At 62.2% G+C, this 17,049-nt stretch carries 13 protein-coding genes; 10 read left to right on the top strand and 3 right to left on the bottom strand.

Translation table 11 applies throughout. From position 1 onward, the window contains the following. The first annotated feature begins 106 nt into the window (after positions 1–106). Entirely contained in the window at positions 107–895 is a 789-nt protein-coding gene (locus BXU06_RS05075) for an inositol monophosphatase family protein (protein WP_077297429.1), read from the top strand. A gap of 241 nt (positions 896–1,136) precedes the next feature. Beyond that, a complete protein-coding gene (locus BXU06_RS05070; RefSeq protein WP_077297427.1) occupies positions 1,137–2,051 on the top strand; it encodes an alpha/beta fold hydrolase in 915 nt (304 codons plus the stop codon). A gap of 9 nt (positions 2,052–2,060) precedes the next feature. On the opposite strand, the gene BXU06_RS05065 is transcribed toward BXU06_RS05070, so the two are convergent. Beyond that, positions 2,061–2,480 carry a PaaI family thioesterase gene (locus BXU06_RS05065; protein ID WP_077302668.1) on the bottom strand — a complete coding sequence of 140 codons (420 nt, stop codon included), beginning with the start codon at positions 2,478–2,480 and terminating at the stop codon, positions 2,061–2,063. 201 nt (positions 2,481–2,681) lie between these two features. Between BXU06_RS05065 and rpmE the strand changes: the two genes are divergently transcribed. Beyond that, positions 2,682–2,894 (top strand): 50S ribosomal protein L31, encoded by a 213-nt coding sequence (rpmE, locus tag BXU06_RS05060; RefSeq protein WP_077297425.1) that lies wholly within the window; start codon positions 2,682–2,684, stop codon positions 2,892–2,894. A 101-nt stretch (positions 2,895–2,995) separates the two neighbouring features. Then, entirely contained in the window at positions 2,996–4,642 is a 1,647-nt protein-coding gene (locus BXU06_RS05055; RefSeq protein WP_077297423.1) for a glycosyltransferase family 39 protein, read from the top strand. A 160-nt stretch (positions 4,643–4,802) separates the two neighbouring features. Here BXU06_RS05055 and BXU06_RS05050 read toward each other — a convergent pair whose 3' ends face one another. Continuing rightward, positions 4,803–7,562 carry a bifunctional diguanylate cyclase/phosphodiesterase gene (locus tag BXU06_RS05050; protein ID WP_077297421.1) on the bottom strand — a complete coding sequence of 920 codons (2,760 nt, stop codon included), beginning with the start codon at positions 7,560–7,562 and terminating at the stop codon, positions 4,803–4,805. A 386-nt stretch (positions 7,563–7,948) separates the two neighbouring features. Here BXU06_RS05050 and upp point away from each other — a divergent pair, with 386 nt between their 5' ends. Genes upp through BXU06_RS05035 form a run of 3 tightly spaced genes read left to right on the top strand, consistent with a single transcriptional unit; the run spans position 7,949 to position 10,541 of the window. Beyond that, a complete protein-coding gene (gene upp / locus BXU06_RS05045) occupies positions 7,949–8,581 on the top strand; it encodes a uracil phosphoribosyltransferase (protein ID WP_077297419.1) in 633 nt (210 codons plus the stop codon). A 38-nt stretch (positions 8,582–8,619) separates the two neighbouring features. After that, entirely contained in the window at positions 8,620–9,258 is a 639-nt protein-coding gene (locus tag BXU06_RS05040) for a hypothetical protein (RefSeq protein WP_077297417.1), read from the top strand. A 35-nt stretch (positions 9,259–9,293) separates the two neighbouring features. Further along, positions 9,294–10,541, top strand: a complete 1,248-nt coding sequence (locus BXU06_RS05035; protein ID WP_077297415.1) for a uracil-xanthine permease family protein — start codon at positions 9,294–9,296, stop codon at positions 10,539–10,541. A gap of 83 nt (positions 10,542–10,624) precedes the next feature. Here the strand turns inward: BXU06_RS05035 and BXU06_RS18470 are convergent, their stop codons facing one another. Then, positions 10,625–13,525, bottom strand: coding sequence for a calcium-binding protein (locus BXU06_RS18470; protein ID WP_171982114.1), 2,901 nt, complete (start codon positions 13,523–13,525; stop codon positions 10,625–10,627). A 563-nt stretch (positions 13,526–14,088) separates the two neighbouring features. Here BXU06_RS18470 and BXU06_RS05025 point away from each other — a divergent pair. The 3 genes from BXU06_RS05025 to BXU06_RS05015 are packed head-to-tail and all read left to right on the top strand — an operon-like array spanning position 14,089 to position 17,034. Then, positions 14,089–15,132: an efflux RND transporter periplasmic adaptor subunit gene (locus tag BXU06_RS05025; RefSeq protein ID WP_077297411.1), complete on the top strand. Its 1,044-nt coding sequence runs from the start codon at positions 14,089–14,091 to the stop codon at positions 15,130–15,132. Continuing rightward, positions 15,129–16,346 carry an ABC transporter permease gene (locus BXU06_RS05020; RefSeq protein WP_077297409.1) on the top strand — a complete coding sequence of 406 codons (1,218 nt, stop codon included), beginning with the start codon at positions 15,129–15,131 and terminating at the stop codon, positions 16,344–16,346. The genes BXU06_RS05025 and BXU06_RS05020 overlap by 4 nt, the downstream gene beginning before the upstream one ends. Then, the gene (locus BXU06_RS05015) at positions 16,339–17,034 is read left to right on the top strand and encodes an ABC transporter ATP-binding protein (protein ID WP_150125104.1); all 696 of its coding nucleotides are present in this window, start codon (positions 16,339–16,341) and stop codon (positions 17,032–17,034) included. The genes BXU06_RS05020 and BXU06_RS05015 overlap by 8 nt, the downstream gene beginning before the upstream one ends. Positions 17,035–17,049: the final 15 nt, after the last annotated feature.

The raw sequence follows: 17,049 nt of genomic DNA, 5'->3' as shown, positions 1-17,049 counted from the left end.
TTTTGTTCATTAACAGAATTGCAGCACACGGCGCTGCCGCTGGCGTGCCGGTTCCTTGATTCAGGGCCGGTGCCGGGCGGTGCGTGTGCCATGTGAAAGGCCATCCATGCATCCGATGCTCACGATTGCGGTCAAAGCCGCCCGCCGCGCTGCCAGTGTGATCCAGCGCGCTTCCAACAACCTCGACATCCTGCGTCCCGAGCAAAAACGCCCGAACGATTTTGTCAGCGAAGTTGACCGCGCCGCCGAGCAGACCATCATCGACACCATTCGCGATGCTTATCCGGACCACGCCATTCTAGCAGAGGAGTCTGGCGGCTCCCGGATTGGCCAGTCCGAGTTCGAATGGATCATCGACCCGCTGGATGGCACCACCAACTATCTGCATGGCTACCCGCAGTACTGCATCAGCATTGCGCTGTCGGTGCGCGGCGTGCTCAGCCATGCGGTGATCTACGATCCCAACCGTAACGATCTGTTTACCGCCAGCCGGGGCGCAGGGGCTTTTCTGAACGACCGCCGCATCCGCGTGGGCAAGCGCACCCAGCTGTCCGACTGCCTGGTGGCCACCGGTCACCCGCACGTCAACACCAGCCAGCTGGATCTGGACATGGCCCAGCTCAAGGCCATGATTCAACGCACCGTGGGCGTGCGCCGCGAAGGCTCCGCCGCGCTGGATCTGGCCTATGTGGCGTGTGGCCGTACCGATGGTTACTGGGAAATGAACCTGAAGCCGTGGGATATTGCTGCGGGCAGCCTGCTGGTGCAGGAAGCTGGCGGCATCATCACCGACCTGACCGGCAATGAAGGCTGGCTGGAGTCTGGCGACATCCTGGCCGCCAATCCGAAGATCATGCACCAGATGCTGCAGGTGCTGAACCAGGTTGAGCTGTGAGGGATAGGCTGAAAAAAAATCGGCATTCCTGCGCAGGTGCAAATCCAGAGTTTTGATTTTGCTGGGTTTTGGTTTTTGGCAGAAACGGTTTCTCTGAATTTATCAGCGCTTATTTAACGCCCGGCTTGCCGGGCGTTTTGCTGATATTACATCACGACATTCAGGTATTTCTACGCTCTTGTGATGGCGCGCCTGACGGTGTCATGATATGCGCATTCTATTCAGCATAAGATGCCCTGCCATGTCGCTCTCACTCGCCGCAGACAAGCGCTCTTTCCATATACAAACGCTGGAAACCGCCGATGGGTATCCGCTGGTGGCACAGCGTTATCTGCCCAGCGGCCCGGTGCGCGCCCGGCTGATTGTGGCCGGGGCCACCGGGGTGCAGCAGCAGTTTTACCGCCGCTTTGCCCGGTTTGCCCGCCTGCGTGGCTACGACACGCTGACGCTGGACTATCGCGGAGTGGGCCTGTCGGCACCGGCAGAGCTGCGCGGCTTCCGGATGAATTATCTGGACTGGGGTCAGCAGGATCTGGCGGCGGCGGTAAAAGCCATGCACGGGGACGGTTGCCCGCTGTACCTGCTGGGCCATTCCTACGGCGGACACGCGCTGGGGCTGTTGCCCAATCACGAACTGATTGACGCCTGCTTTACCTTTGGCACCGGCTCTGGCTGGCATGGCTGGATGCCCACCCTTGAAGGCTGGCGTGTGCGGTTTTTGCTCAATATGGTCGGCCCGCTGCTGACGCGCTGGTATGGCTATCTGCCGCTCAAGCGGCTGAATATGGGCGAAAACCTGCCGCTGGATGTTTACCGGCAATGGAAGCACTGGTGCCGTTATCCACGGTATTTTTTTGAAGACAGCAGCCTGCCGGAACTGGCGCAACGCTTTGCCCAGGTGCGCCTGCCCATTCTGGCCGCCAATGCGGTGGACGATAGCTGGGCCTCGCCGGGCTCGCGTGATGCTTTTATGCCGGGTTACCAGAATGCCCCCTGGCAGGGGCGTGACATCCAGCCTAATTCTTTTGGCATGGCGCAGATTGGCCATATGGGCTATTTCCGCGCCACCGCCCAGCCGCTGTGGGTGGAAGCGCTGGACTGGCTGTCCCAACAGCCGCAACGCTATCCGCAGTCGCCACAGGGCGTGGCGGCATGAGCAGAAGCATCAGCGGCGCGGCGGAATCGAATAAGTGCCGGTGACATGCGCCACGGGTTCTGGGTCACCCTCGGCGTACAGCAGCACTTCGCCCACCGCCAGACGCTGGCCCAGTTTCAGAATGCGGCCTTCGGCCAGGATGTCGGTCTGGCCGGGCTTGCGCAAGAAATTGATGTTCAGGCTGGTGGTCACTGCCAACTCCACCTGGCCAATCATGCCCAGCACCACTGCATACAGGGTGACATCGGCCAGCGCCATCAGCGCCGGTCCGGCAATGGTGCCGCCGGGGCGGATCAGGCCGGGGTTGAAGTGCATGCGCATGCTGGCGCTGCCGTGGCCAATGGCGGTGGTGCGAATGCCAAACAGGCTGACCAGCGGCAGGTCGGCGTCAATCAGGCATTGGAAGGCATCAACGGATATCTGGCTCATTCGCAGGCTCCGGGCTGGGAAGCCCACAGCATCGCTGTGCCACGGCAGCGCGTCAATCATGCAGCGCACCATCCGGGTGGGCAGAATCTGCGGCAAAAGTGGCCGACGGTGACTTGTCAAGGGGCAGGGTTTTCCGGATAATGCGCGTTTGACCAAGTAGCGCAGGCAAAACCCCTGCGCCCGTGACCCAAAGGAAAAAACATGAAAGCTGGTATCCATCCGGATTACACCGAAGTCAACGTGACCTGCTCGTGCGGCCATGTTTTCCAGACCCGTTCCACCATGGGCAAGGAAAACTTCCACGTTGAAGTGTGCTCGCAATGCCACCCGTTCTACACCGGCAAGCAAAAGGTGCTGGACACCGCTGGCCGTATCGACAAGTTCAAGCAAAAGTTCGGCAAGTTCTCGCGCTAATCCGCGACAGCTCGACAAAAAGGCAGCCATGGCTGCCTTTTTTTGTTTGCGCCAATCGCGCACAATACGCCCTCTGACGGCTGCCGTCCTGACTGCTTGCCATGCTGACCTATACCCCGCCCAAACATCCCGAACTGCCCAAACCGACGGAAAAACCCTGGCTGCTATTGCTGCTGTGCTTTGTCTGGCTGTGGCCGGGCATTCTCGGCCATGGCCCGTGGAAACCCGACGAGCCCTATGCGCTGGGCGTGGTGCAGTGGATGCTGCACAGCGGCGACTGGCAAGTGCCGCGTATTGTCGGCGAAGCCTATCTGGATACGCCGCCGCTGTATTACTGGGTGGCCGCCGGGTTTGCCCGGTTATTGTCGCCCTGGCTGGCGCTGCACGACGCCGCCCGGCTGGCCACGCCTTTATTTATGGCGCTGACCCTGCTGTTTACCGGCATGACTGCCCGCGAGCTGATTGGCCGCCGCCATGGCCGCAGTGCCGTGCTGATCTTGATTGGCTGCCTGGGCCTGATTGAATCCGGCCACCAGCTGTCGCCCGATGTGGCCATGCTCTGCGCCGAATCGGCCTGCTTGCTGGGGCTGGCGCTGGCGCAGCGCCGGGGGTTTCTGGCAGCGCTGGCGCTGGCGCTGGGCAGCACCGCGCTGTTGTTGTCGGCCAGCCTGATGGAAGTGGCTGTGGTGTGGCTGGCGGTGTTACTGCTCTTGCTGCTGCCTGGCTGGCGCAGCCGCCAGTATATCAAGACGGTGACCATTTCATTGGCGCTGGGCATGCCGCTGGCGCTGTTGTGGCCGCTGTCGATGCTCAAGCACGAGCCGGCGTTGTTTGCCCAATGGTGGTATTCGCTGGCGCTGGGGCCGTTTTATGGTTTTGGCCGGCTGACACTGCTGCATGAGTTTGGCTATTACCTGCGTTTATTGCCGTGGTTTGCCTGGCCGGCGTGGCCGCTGGCGGCCTGGGCGGTGTGGCGGGGGCGTGAACGCTTGAATGCCGCGCGCTATCAGCTGCCGCTGCTGCTGATAGCGATTAATTTGCTGGTGCTGTGGCTGTCGCCGCGCCAGAACGCCCTGTATGCCTTGCCGCTGTTGCTGCCGATGGCAGTGCTGGCCGCTGTGGAGCTCGATACCCTCAAGCGCGGGGCTGCCGCGTTTTTCAACTGGTTTGGCGTGCTCACCCTGGGCCTGGCTGGCGGCTTGATCTGGCTGGGCTGGGCGGCGATGAACTTTGGCTGGCCGGTGCAGCTGCTCACGCTGGCGGTGAAGTACAGCCCGACGTATCAGGCGCAGGTGCATGTTCTGCCCTTGCTGCTGGCGCTGGGCATTACTCTGGCCTGGGGCTGGGCCGTGACCCGTCGCCGGCTGATGGGCCGTCAGGCGGTCACCAACTGGGCGCTGGGGATGACCTTGCTGTGGAGCCTGGCCGGTGCCTTGTGGCTGCCGTGGCTGGATGCGCAAAAAAGCTATCAGCCGGTGATGCTGTCGCTGCGCCAGGCCTTGCCGGACACGGGCGAGTGCGTGAGCACGGCGCGCAGCAATCAGCTGCCCAGGGCAATGGCGTATTACTATATCGGGCTGTCTTTGCCAGACAGCGATGGCCCGGTTGGCCAAGCCTGCCGCTATCGGCTGATTACCACGCCAGACCCGCATTACCAGCCGCAAGGGCCGTGGCAGGCGCGGTGGCGTGGAGCCCGACCGGCAGAAAAACGCGAGTTTTACGTGTTGCTGGCGCGCGTGGCGGACTAAGCCGGCGCACGCCGGCCCCACCGGTTCAAGCCCCTAAGGATGCGCTGAAAAAATCGTCATTCCCGCGAAGGCGGGAATCCAGGATTTTGATTTTGCTAGGTGTTGCTTTTGGCAAACACGATTTTACTGAATAAACCAGCGTATCCCTAAGGCAGGTAACTTACGATGACTCACCGCCAAAGGTGTCGCCCAGCCGGGTCATCAGCACCTCGCCCGACACTGGCCGACTGAACCAGAAACCCTGCATCACGTCGCAGTGCATCCCGTTCAGCACATCGCGCTGGGCCACGGTTTCCACCCCTTCGGCCACCACGCGCACGCCCAGGCCATGGGCCAGGGTGATGATGGCGCGGGTGATGGCCGCGTCACCGGGGCGGCTGTCGATATGCTGGACAAAGCTGCGGTCGATTTTAAGGGTGTCGATCGGCAGCTTTTGCAAATAACTCAGGCTGGAATAGCCGGTGCCAAAGTCGTCCAGCGAGATGCGAATGCCCAGCGCCCGCAGTGCATTCAATAGCGTAATGGCCTGTTCCAGATTGTCCATCAGCAGGCTTTCGGTAATCTCCAGCTCCAGCGCATCCGGCGGCAGGCCACTCTGGTCCAGGCAGGCTTGCACGGTGTCTTGCAAATTGTCGTGGCTGAACTGCCGGCTGGAGACATTCACCGCCACGCAGAGATCCGGATAGCCGGCCTGACGCCAGCGCAGACAATCCTGGCAGGCGGCCAGCAGCACCTGACGGCCAATACTGACAATCAGGCCGGTTTCTTCGGCCATGGGCAAAAACCGCGCGGGCGACAGCAGGCCCAGTTCGGGGTGCTGCCAGCGCACCAGCGCTTCGCAGCCAATCAGCCGTCCTTGCGGGTTTACCTTGGGCTGGTAATGGGCAACAAACTGACCCTGCTGAATGCCCCGGCGCAATTCGCGCTCCAGATCCAGCCGCTCGGCGTTCTGGGCGTGCATAGCCTGGGCAAACAGCCGGTAGGTATTGCGCCCGGCGGCCTTGGCCACGTACATGGCGGTGTCGGCGTTGCGCATCAGCACGTCGGCATTGTCGCCGTCGGACGGGAAAAAACACACGCCAATGCTTGGGGTAATGTGAAACAGCTTGCCGGCCAGTTCAAATGGCTCGTGAAACGCACCCAGCACACGGGTGAACAGCTCGTCGGCTTCCTTGGCCTGGCGCATGCCGCTGGCCAGAATGACAAATTCGTCGCCGCCAATCCGCGACACCAGGTCTTCGTTGCGAATGATGGTCTGCAGCCGACGCGCCACCGCCTGCAATAAAATATCGCCAGCTTCGTGGCCCAGGGTGTCGTTGATGGTCTTGAACCGGTCCAGATCCAGAAAACCCAGGGCAAACGGGCGCGGTGGCGTCAGGTGAATATCCTCGGCCATCCGTCCGTATAAAAAATGCCGGTTGGTCAGCCCGGTCACCGGATCGTGGTGGGCCAGGTAACGGATGCGGTCTTCCTGCTGGTGGGTTTCGGTGGTGTCGGTCACCACGCAGATATGGTTGTCCGGGTCTTCCTCGCTGACAATCCGGCTGATGCGCACCTGGCAGTAGCGGCTGCCCTGACGGGTGTTCAGCCACATGGCGTCCTGCCAGTTGCCTTCGCTGTCCAGCTGCTGGCACAAGGCCTGATACAAGGCCGGATTGTGCGGGTCCAGGCAGGGCAGTAGGCGGACATCTTCATGGCCAAACAGCCAGCGGAATCCCGGATTGCAGCTGCTCAGCGTCAGCCGGCTGTCCAGAATGGCAATGCCATCGCGGCTTTGTTCGGTGGCGCGCTGCATCAGGTGCAGCTGGCGTTCGGCGCTGACCTGGGCGGTGACATCCAGCAGGGTGGCGCGAATGGCGCGGCCCTGCCCGGTATCCAGCCGGCCCAGGTGGACGTCGATATGCCGTTGCGGCTGGCCGTCCAGTGGCTGAAAACGCCAGCGAAACTGGCTGAATACGCCCTCGCTGGCGGCATGCAGCGCCGACAGCCAGCGCTGCTGCCACACGGCGGGTGCGTCGGTTTTTACCGTCAGCGCGACATCAAACGGGGTGTAGTCTGGCAGGGCATCCTGCCGGCAGCCCAGCAGGTGGGCGGTTTGCGGGTTGCCTTCAACAAAGCGCCCGGTGCCAGGGCAAATCAGCGCAATGCCTTCCGGCGCTTCGTCCACCAGCGCCTGATAGCGCTGCTGGCTGTGGCGCAGCGCCTCGCTGATGGCGGCGCGCTGCTGCAGTTCGGCGTGCAGCGCCTGGTTTTGTTGCTCCAGCCGGGTAAACAGCTGGGCCAGCGCCTGCCGGGTGGTTTCCAGCGCCGCCCCCAGCTGGCCCAGCTCGTCGCGGCGCAGCCAGGTAAACGGCTGCGCCAGCCGGCGTTGGGCCAGCGCCTGGGCCTGCGCCACCAGCTGGCGCACCGGCAATACCAGCCGCCAGTGCAGCAGCGCCACAATCAGCATCAGCGTCAGGCCAAACTGGCCACCAATCAGCCATAGCCGCTCGCTGCGCTGCTGGGCAATCTGCGCCTGCAGCGCACCATCGCAAAACTCGGCCAGCGCTTCGCCCAGCAGCTGGGTTTGCCGGTAAACCGGCAGATGGTGAGTCGTGCACTGGCCATCACGCCGGCTGGCTTCGTCGTGGTGATAAAACAGCTGGCGGGCGTCGGTCAGCACGGTCAGGCTGGCCAGGCGGCGGTCTTGAAACTGGGCATCCAGCAAGGGCGCGGCGCTGTCTGGGGCCAGATCCCACAGCGGCGATTGCAGGCCGGATTCCAGCTTGCGCTGGAACTGCTGGATTTCCTGGGCAAATGCCTGTTGCTGCTGGCGGGCGCTGCGCTGGATGTCCCAGGCGGCCCACAGCAGTGCAGGGGCTGCCACGCCAACGGCCAGCACCAGCAAGAGCAAGCCGGACAGTTTGCGTTGAACCCACATGGGAGTGTCCTTTCCTGATTCGATCGGTGTGGCGAGGTGTCTGTCGCTACCAGGACACGACTATGTCAAAATAATACCTTATGTCATTAAATCTTGTCTGTGGGGATGCAAGTCAGCCAGGGGTGCCTGTTTGGCATGCGGCACGCAGCTTTGACAGTAGCAGGCAGACTGCCGGCTCGCCACTGGCGTGTGCCAGCGGCAGGCTGGCGCGCCGGCTTTCCTGATTTTGCACCATCCGCCATGGCAAATCCGGTCTTATCCGGCGTACAATCCAGCCGTTTGTGCCGCGTCAGCCATCGCTGGCGCGGTCGGCGCAGGTCCATCATCAGACTGCGCTTTTTTAACGCCCGCCCCCCGGCGGACGTCGATCCAGATTGCGGGGAATCATGCCTATCACCATCGTCAACCACCCTCTGGTGCAGCATAAACTCGGCCTGCTGCGCGAGGCCGACATCAGCACCTATAAATTCCGCACCCTCACCCACGAGCTGGCACGGCTGCTGGCTTACGAAGCCACCCGCGACTTCGAACTGGAGCCGGTGACCATTGATGGCTGGTGCGGCGACATCCATGTGCAGCGCATCAAGGGCAAGAAAGTCACTGTGGTGCCGATTCTGCGCGCTGGCCTGGGCATGCTCGACGGCGTGCTCGATCTGGTGCCGTCGGCCAAGATCAGCGTGGTGGGCCTGTACCGCAACGAAGAAACCCTGGAGCCGGTGCCGTACTTCGACAAGTTTGTCGATAGCCTGGACGAGCGCATTGCCTTGATCATCGACCCGATGCTGGCCACCGGCGGGTCGATGATTGCCACCATCGACCTGCTCAAGCGCAAGGGCTGCCAGAGCATCAAGGCCATTGTGATGGTGGCCGCGCCGGAAGGGGTGAAAGCTGTCAGCGAAGCACACCCGGATGTGGAAATCGTCACTGCCGCGCTGGACAGCCATCTGAATGAACACGGCTATATCATTCCTGGCCTGGGCGACGCCGGTGACAAGATTTTTGGCACCAAGCACGCCTGACGGCCCGGCCAGACCGCCATTTTGTTGTGAGAAACGCCATGGACGCCTACGCCCAGATTGACCATGATTTTTTGCTGCGCTTTCCGCTCGGGCTGGACGACCCGGCCTGGCTGGCGCTGGGCAAAAAACACCGTAGCGTCAACAAGGTGATCGAACTGGCCAGCACCGGGCTGGCGCAGCCGGTGTTGCAGCAGGCGCTGGCCAGCGACCAGCTGGCCGGGGTGATCGACACCTGCCGGCACATGGTCAGCCGCTGCACCACGGTCAGCACCTTCGAACGTCTGGCGTTTCGCAACTATCTGGCGTTCAGCGACGTCCACCGCCCGCTGGTGCAGGCGCTGCATGACCTGCTCCACCAGTTTGGCCCGGACAGCTTTGCCCGCTGTGTCGAGGTGCTGCAGCTGTGCCGCTACGACAAAAACGCCAATGCAGCCAAATGGCCGCTGCTGAGCTGTTTTCTGGCCTACTACGACCCGCAGCAGCATGTCTGCGTCAAACCCACCACGGTACGCCAGCTGGCCGCCCGGCTGGGTGAGGACATTGCCTATCAGGCACTGCCCAATTTCACCACTTATCAGCGGGTGCAGCAGATGGTGCAGCGCTTTCGCGCTGGCAGCACGCTGGCGGCCGGGCAAAACAATATCATCGCTCAGGCCATCATGTACTGCGCCGTCTGAATGCACCCCGCAAGACCCCAAAAAGGAAACCCCTGATGTTCCAGCAACTCAAAACCGCCGTCTCCGGCGCGCAAATCCTGTTTGTCGCCTTTGGCGCACTGGTGCTGGTGCCACTGCTCACCGGCCTGAACCCGGCCATGGCCCTGCTGGGGGCCGGGGTGGGCACGCTGTTGTTTCAGCTGTGCACCGGACGCAAGGTGCCGATTTTCCTAGGTTCCAGTTTCGCTTTTATTGCACCGATTATTTATTCCACTCAAACCTGGGGCCTGCCCAGCACGCTGTTTGGCCTGTTTGCCGCGGGCTTCATGTATTTTGTGTTTGCCGCGCTGGTGCGCTGGCGCGGCATTGAGGCGGTGCATCGCCTGCTGCCGCCGGTGGTGATTGGCCCGGTGATCATGATCATCGGCCTGTCGGTGGCCACCGTGGCCAGCAATATGGCCATGGGCCGCGCTGGTGGCAATCAGGTGATGGACTATCAGCAATCGCTGCTGCTGGCAGCGGTGTCACTGAGCGCCACCGTGCTGGTGGCCGTGTTCTCCCGTGGCATGTTCCGCCTGGTGCCGATTCTGGCCGGGGTGGTGGTGGGCTATGTGCTGGCAGCGATGATGGGGCTGGTGGATTTCAGCAAGATTGCCAACGCACCGTGGTTTGCCATGCCGCAGTTTGTCAGCCCGGAAGTCAACTGGGCGGCGGCGTTGTTTATGCTGCCGGTGGCCATTGCCCCGGCCATTGAGCATATTGGCGGGGTGATGGCCATCAGCGGAGTCACTGGTAATGATTACACCAAAACCCCTGGCCTGCACCGCACCCTGGCCGGCGATGGCCTGGGCGTGTGCTTTGCCGGGCTGATTGGCGGCCCGCCGGTCACCACCTACGCCGAAGTGACCGGCGCGGTGATGATTACCCGCAACTTCAATCCGGTGGTGATGACCTGGGCCGCGCTGTTTGCCATCGTCATGGCGTTTTTTGGCAAGTTCAACGCCCTGCTGCAATCCATCCCGATGCCGGTGATGGGTGGCATCATGGTGCTGCTGTTTGGCACCATCGCCAGCATTGGCCTGAAAACCCTGATTGAAGCCAAAGTGGACCTGATGGCACCGCGCAATCTGGTGATTGTCTCGGTAGTGCTCACCGCCGGGATTGGCGCGCTGGAGCTGAAATTCGGCAGCTTCTCGCTGGTGGGGGTGGGCTTGTGCTCGGTGCTGGCCATGCTGCTGAACCTGATTCTGCCCAAAGCCGACCACAGCCCGCACGATGGCGTGGTGGAAGGGCAGGATATTTGACCGCATCTGGCCGATAAAAAGCCCCTGCACCGGTCTGGTCGGTGCAGGGGCTTTTTGCTGCTTGCTGCCGGTCTATGCCTGGCTTACAGCTTGATGAAGTCCAGGTCGCTGAAGGTCAGTGTCGGCGTGCCGGTCAGCTGGATGGCCAGGTCAGTGGCGGCCAGGGTGTTACCACTGGTCTGATCCAGCACCAGATAGGTATTGCCAGAAAAGGCAAAGCTGCTGACCTTGGGCACCGTCACCGTGCCACCGCTGGCGGCGGCGCGGGCCAGCAGGCTGTCCAGCGTGTCGCTGGCGCTGACGGTCAGCTGTTGCAAGACAGTCGGCGCGGTCACTGTTTTGCCCACGGTCAGGCTGATCTTGTCTTCGCCGTGTACAAAGTCCTGAATGGTCAGCACATTGCTACCGCTGGCGTGATTGCCCAGATAGCCCTTGCTCATGGCAAACACATCATTGCCAGCACCGCCCGTCAGGCTGACTACGCCACCCAGCGTTGAGGTCACCGTGCTGTCGGCAATGGCACGCAGGGTGTCATTGCCGGCACCGCCATTGAGGGTGTCGTTACCGCCGCCGCCAATCAGCGTATCGTTGCCGGCATTGCCCAGCAGCAGGTTGGCTGCGGTATTGCCAGTCAGCGCATTATCCAGCTGGTTGCCGGTGGCATCGATGGCAACGGTGCCGGTAAGCGTCAGGTTTTCCAGGCTTTCAGACACCGATCCACCGCCCACACGGCTGCCGGTTGCCAGTGAAAACGACACGCTGCTCTTGATGGTGTCGATGCCTTCATTGGCGCGCTCGACAATGTACTGATTGCTGCTGTCAATCACATAGCTGTCGTCGCCGGCACCGCCCACCAGCCAGTTGCCGGTGGTGGCCCGCACGTCCAGCGTGTCATTGCCCATGCCGCCGTAGGCAAACGAGCCTGTGCCGGTCAAGGTGAGGGTGTCGTTGCCATTATCGCCATACAGACTGGTGTTGGCCGCGCCGGTAATGCTGTCGTTGCCATCCTGTCCATACACAATGCACGCCACGCCTACCGCAACAATGGCATTGTTTTGGGCATTGCCGGTCAGCATCGACCCACTGCTGGTGATGCGGGCATTTTCCAGGTTGTCACCCAGAGCGTAATTCATGGTGGCTGCCACCACGACAATGTCCGTGCCTTCGTTGGCGTTTTCAATCAGGGTGTCGTTGAGGTCATCAAGCTGGTAGATGTCATTGCCCACCCCGCCTTCCAGGGTGTCGCTGCCTTCGCCGCCCACCAACAGGTCGTTGCCCACACTGCCAATCAGCGAGTCATTGCCTGCGCCACCATACAGGCTGTCGTTGCCGCCGCTGCCCAGCAGGGTATCATTGCCGGCGGCACCGGAGAGAGCATCGTTGCCATCGCCACCATCCAGCAGGTTGTTGCCGGTATTGCCCGTCAGGCTGTTGGCCAGTGCATTGCCCGTGCCGCTGAGGTCAGCCGCACCCAGCAGGGTGAGACTTTCTACATCATGACCCAGTGTGTAGCTGACGCTGCTGGCAATGCTGTCAATGCCTTCATTGACGTTTTCCTGCACCACATCGTTGGCATCATCGACAAAAAACACATCATTGCCCAGGCCACCCACCATGGTATCGGCACCCACACCACCATCCATACGGTCGTTGCCATTGCCACCGTCCAGCAGGTCAGCGCCTTCACCACTGTTCAGGGTATCGTTGCCTTCACTCCCCTGCAGTGTGTCGTTGCCAGCCGCACCGGAGAGTGTGTCGTTGCCGTCACCGCCATCCAGCAGGTTGTTGCCGGTATTGCCCGTCAGGCTGTTGGCCAGTGCATTGCCCGTGCCGCTGAGGTCAGCCGCACCCAGCAGGGTGAGACTTTCTACATCATGACCCAGTGTGTAACTGATGCTGCTGGCAATGGTGTCAATGCCTTCATTGGCATTTTCCTGCACCACATCGCTGGCATCATCGACAAAAAACACATCATTGCCCAGGCCACCCACCATGGTATCGGCACCCACACCACCGTCCATACGGTCGTTGCCATTGCCACCGTCCAGCAGGTCAGCGCCTTCACCACTGTTCAGGGTGTCGTTGCCTTCACTCCCCTGCAGTGTGTCGTTGCCAGCCGCACCGGAGAGTGTGTCGTTGCCGTCACCGCCATCCAGCAGGTTGTTGCCGGTATTGCCCGTCAGGCTGTTGGCCAGTGCATTGCCCGTGCCGCTGAGGTCAGCCGCACCCAGCAGGGTGAGACTTTCTACATCATGACCCAGTGTGTAACTGATGCTGCTGGCAATGCTGTCAATGCCTTCATTGGCATTTTCCTGCACCACATCGTTGGCATCATCGACAAAAAACACATCATTGCCCAGGCCACCCACCATGGTATCGGCACCCACACCACCGTCCATACGGTCGTTGCCATTGCCACCGTCCAGCAGGTCAGCGCCTTCACCACCGCTCAGGGTGTCGTTGCCTTCACTCCCCTGCAGTGTGTCGTTGCCAGCCGCACCGGAGAGTGTGTCGTTGCCGTCACCGCCATCCAGCAGGTTGTTGCCGGTATTGCCGGTCAGGCTGTTGGCCAGTGCATTGCCCGTGCCGCTGAGGTCAGCCGCACCCAGCAGGGTGAGGCTCTCTACATGGTTGCCCAGTGTGTAACTGACGCTGCTGGCAATGCTGTCAATGCCTTCATTGGCATTTTCCTGCACCACATCGTTGGCATCATCGACAAAAAACACATCATTGCCCAGGCCGCCCTGCATCGTATCGGCACCCAGCCCCCCATCCAGCCGGTCGTTGCCCGCTTCGCCAAACAGTTGATCATTGCCAGCACCACCGGTCTGGGTGTCGTTGCCATCGCCGCCGTACAGTGCATTGTTGCTGGCATTGCCATTCAGGGTGTTGGCCAGGGCGTTGCCGTACACGGCCAGTATGGAGTCTGCGCTTAAGGTGTAAACGGTGGCGGTGTCGGTCAGGGTAATGGAAGGGGTTGCCATGCGATTGGGTCCTTTGTCTGCTTCGTTATGGTTATGTCGTGTGTGTCGCCAGACAGCGCGGAACCGCATTCACTTGGCTGCGTTGCCCATCCCGCACGGGGGGCAGACACATCACCAGGCTGTCACGGTAAAGGCATGGCCGAACCGCCTGGCCAGGCCAAAGCCGCCAACATGCGCGCTACTGTCAACGCTGGGGAAGTTCAGCTGCTGTGTGCCGAGCATCAGGGCAAGAGAGAAAGACGCCGGACGGGATTCCGCACACCTTCCCCAAAGGTGACGGACAGCAAGATGACTTCCCGAGCAGATCAGGTAGCAGGCGGGTGTGCCGCTCGCGGCGGATTCCGGGCAAGGCATCATTACGTATTTCTACTAACTATACGTAATTCTACCTAGCTATGTCAATGGATCATGCTTGACAAGAGGGGTAGACAAAAATAAAAAATTCCGGTAGTGAATTATGTAAAGACAGATAACATACAGGGTTTGAATAAACAACATAGGTCCTCACCGCGACATGCGGCATAATTGTCCATGGCCGGCAAGGCTTGATCAGAAAGGCGCTCATGAGATTGCAGCGAAAATGGCTGGGTGGTGCGATTGCGGCACTCCTGGCCCTTGGGCTGGCACTGGCCTGGTGGCGACCCGTGTCAGTGAGTGCGGTCACGCTCGCCCCTCACCCGGTGCAGCTCACCGTCGTGGCCACTGGCCGGGTGGAAGCGGTGCACGAGAGTGTGCTGGGCAGCACAGCCACCAGCCGGGTAGTGCACACGCCGGTGAAAGCAGGTGCACAGGTACTGGCCGGTGCCGTGCTGCTGGTGCTGGAGTCCGATGAATTGCTGGCAGCCAAGGCGCAGGCTGAGGCCCAGCGAGCCGACGCCGACAGCCAGCTGACCGAAGCCAGACGCCAGTGGCAACGCCAGCAACAGCTGTTTGCCCAGGGGTTTGTCAGCCAGGCGGCGCTGGATAGCGCCCGGCGCAGCCGGGAAGCTGCCGAACAGCGCCAGGCACAGCTGCGTGGGCTGGCCGAACAAAGCGTGGCCCGCCTGGCGCAGATGACCTTGCGCGCGCCGGCCAACGGCGTGCTGCTGAGTCGTGACGTGGAAGCGGGCGATGTGGTGACTGCCGGCAAAACCCTGCTGCGCTTTGCCGCCGATGGCCCGCCGCGCATCCTGCTTGATCTGGACGAGCGCGATCTGGGCAAGCTGGCCGTGGGCCAGACGGCAGCCGTGCTGGCTGACGCCTTTGCCGAACAGCGTGCACCGGCCACGGTGACCCGCATCGGGGCCAGTGTGGACACCGCACGCGGCACGGTGGAAGTCGAACTGGCGCTGACCCAGCCGGCTCCCTACTTGCGCAGCGGCATGACCGTGTCGGCGGAAATTGTCACTGCCGCCCCGCGCGCCATGCTGCTGCTGCCGGCCACTGCCGTGCGCGATGGCAAGGCGGCACTGATTGACAACGGGCGGGTGCGCTGGGTCAAGGTGGATACCGCCGAGCGGGTGGCCGGCCAGTTGCCAGTCAAATCCGGCCTGTCTGCCGGCCAGCAGGTGATTGTGCCGGCCCCGGCGCTGGATGACGGCCAGCGCGTCAGGGTGGCGCAGCCATGAGCTTTGTCTGGACGGTAGCCTGGCGGCTGTTGCGCGAGGGGCGTTTTCAAACCGTGCTGATTCTGGCCGGGGTAAGCATTGGCGTGGCGGTGATTGTGTACATCACCGCCATCGTCAACGGCCTGCAGGCCAATATCATCGACCGCACTTTATCCAGCCAGGCGCATGTGGTGCTGCGCCCGGCAGACCGGCTGAACCGGCCAGCGCTGACCGCCGCCGAGGGGGTGAGCACCTTGGCCGACGTGCGCAAGCGTACCCAGCGGGAAAACACCATCCGCGACTGGGCACCCTTGCTGCAGGCGATTCACGCCCACCCACGGGTCAGCGCCGCTGCGGTCATGGCCAGCGGGCCGGGGGTGGCGCAGCAGGGCGGGGTAAACAAGTCGGTGTCGCTGATGGGCGTGGCGCTGGACGATTACCAGCAAGTGGTGCGGCTGGAAGACAAACTGCGCGCCGGGCGTTTGCAGCTGGCAGCGGGCGAGGCGCTGATTGGCGTGGAGCTGGCCTCCGACCTTGGCCTGACGCCGGGCAGCCGCCTGCGCCTGCAATCGGCCAGCGGCGTGCAAGTGTCGGTGCGGGTCAGCGGCATGCTGGATTTTGGCCTGAAAGACCTGAACCGGCGCTGGGTGCTGATGCCGCTGCGGGAAGCGCAAAACCTGCTGGGCTACCGGCTGGACATCACCGAAATCTATGTGCGCACCGACCAGTTGTTTGAAGCCGAAACCCTGGCCAGCCAGCTGGCCGCCACCACCGGGCTGACCGCCGACAGTTGGCAGGCCAATAATGGCCAGCTGGTTACCGCGCTGAAAAGCCAGCGGGCATCCAGCACCATGATCCGGGTATTTGTCACCTTTGCCGTGGCGCTGGGTATTGCCAGCGTGCTGGTGGTGTCGGTGGTGCAGCGCCAGCGCGAAATCGGCATCCTGCGTGCCATGGGCACGCCAGCCTGGCGCATTCTCGGGGTGTTTTTGCTGCAGGGCGGCATTGTCGGCCTGGTAGGCTCGCTGCTGGGGACGGCGCTGGGTGCAGCGCTGGCGCTGGGGTTTACCCGGATTGCCCGCACGGAAGATGGCAGCCCGCTGTTTCCGGTGGTGCTGGACAGCGAACTGTTTATCAGCACGGCGCTGATTGCCTGCGTGGTGGGCGTGTTGTCGGCGCTGATGCCGGCGGTGCGGGCCGCCAGACTGGACCCAGTGGAGGCGATTCGTGGCTGACGTGATGGTGTTGCAAGGCATCCGCCAGCGCTACGGCGGCGGCGATTCACCGGTAGTGGAAGTGCTGCACGGCATCGACCTGAACCTCACCGAAGGCGGGTTTTCTGCGCTGGTGGGGCCGTCGGGTTCGGGCAAATCCACCTTGCTGAATATCATCGGCCTGCTGGAATCACCCAGCGAGGGCGCGCTGTGGCTGGCCGGCGAGCAGGCCAGCGGCCAGAGCGATGCGGTGCGCACCGCGCTGCGCAACCGCTATCTGGGCTTTATTTTCCAGTTTCACCATTTATTGCCGGCGTTCAATGCCGAAGAAAACGTGCTGATGCCAGTGCTGGCCGGGGTGGGCCGCGTCAGCCGCGACGACCGCGAGCGCGCCAGGGCCTTGCTGGAACGGGTGGGGCTGGCCGCGCATGCACACAAGAAGCCGGTGCAATTGTCTGGCGGTCAGCAGCAGCGGGTGGCAATTGTCCGAGCGCTGATCAACCGGCCCCGGCTGGTGCTGGCCGATGAACCCACTGGCAACCTGGACAGCCAGACCGCCAGCGAGGTGTTTGCCCTGCTGCGCGAGCTGAACCGGGAAGAAGGCATGACCTTTCTGATTGTCACCCACGACCCCCGCCTGGCCGACAGCTGTAACCAGCAGTTTTACCTGCAGGATGGCCGCTTGCTGCCGCCAGGGGCGGCGCGCTGATCCGGCTGAATCCTT

The sequence above is a fragment of the Aquaspirillum sp. LM1 genome (assembly GCF_002002905.1).
GTDB lineage: Bacteria > Pseudomonadota > Gammaproteobacteria > Burkholderiales > Aquaspirillaceae > Rivihabitans.
This window is presented reverse-complemented; position numbering and strand designations above follow the sequence as displayed.

Excerpts from the sequence above, each read along its gene's own strand:
- BXU06_RS18470 (WP_171982114.1), bottom strand. The coding sequence starts at position 13,525 with ATGGCAACCCCTTCCATTACCCTGACCGACACCGCCACCGTTTACACC.
- upp (WP_077297419.1), top strand. The coding sequence starts at position 7,949 with ATGCCTATCACCATCGTCAACCACCCTCTGGTGCAGCATAAACTCGGC.
- BXU06_RS05025 (WP_077297411.1), top strand. The coding sequence starts at position 14,089 with ATGAGATTGCAGCGAAAATGGCTGGGTGGTGCGATTGCGGCACTCCTG.
- BXU06_RS05055 (WP_077297423.1), top strand. The coding sequence starts at position 2,996 with ATGCTGACCTATACCCCGCCCAAACATCCCGAACTGCCCAAACCGACG.
- BXU06_RS05020 (WP_077297409.1), top strand. The coding sequence starts at position 15,129 with ATGAGCTTTGTCTGGACGGTAGCCTGGCGGCTGTTGCGCGAGGGGCGT.
- rpmE (WP_077297425.1), top strand. The coding sequence starts at position 2,682 with ATGAAAGCTGGTATCCATCCGGATTACACCGAAGTCAACGTGACCTGC.
- BXU06_RS05070 (WP_077297427.1), top strand. The coding sequence starts at position 1,137 with ATGTCGCTCTCACTCGCCGCAGACAAGCGCTCTTTCCATATACAAACG.
- BXU06_RS05050 (WP_077297421.1), bottom strand. The coding sequence starts at position 7,562 with ATGTGGGTTCAACGCAAACTGTCCGGCTTGCTCTTGCTGGTGCTGGCC.
- BXU06_RS05040 (WP_077297417.1), top strand. The coding sequence starts at position 8,620 with ATGGACGCCTACGCCCAGATTGACCATGATTTTTTGCTGCGCTTTCCG.
- BXU06_RS05035 (WP_077297415.1), top strand. The coding sequence starts at position 9,294 with ATGTTCCAGCAACTCAAAACCGCCGTCTCCGGCGCGCAAATCCTGTTT.
- BXU06_RS05075 (WP_077297429.1), top strand. The coding sequence starts at position 107 with ATGCATCCGATGCTCACGATTGCGGTCAAAGCCGCCCGCCGCGCTGCC.
- BXU06_RS05065 (WP_077302668.1), bottom strand. The coding sequence starts at position 2,480 with ATGAGCCAGATATCCGTTGATGCCTTCCAATGCCTGATTGACGCCGAC.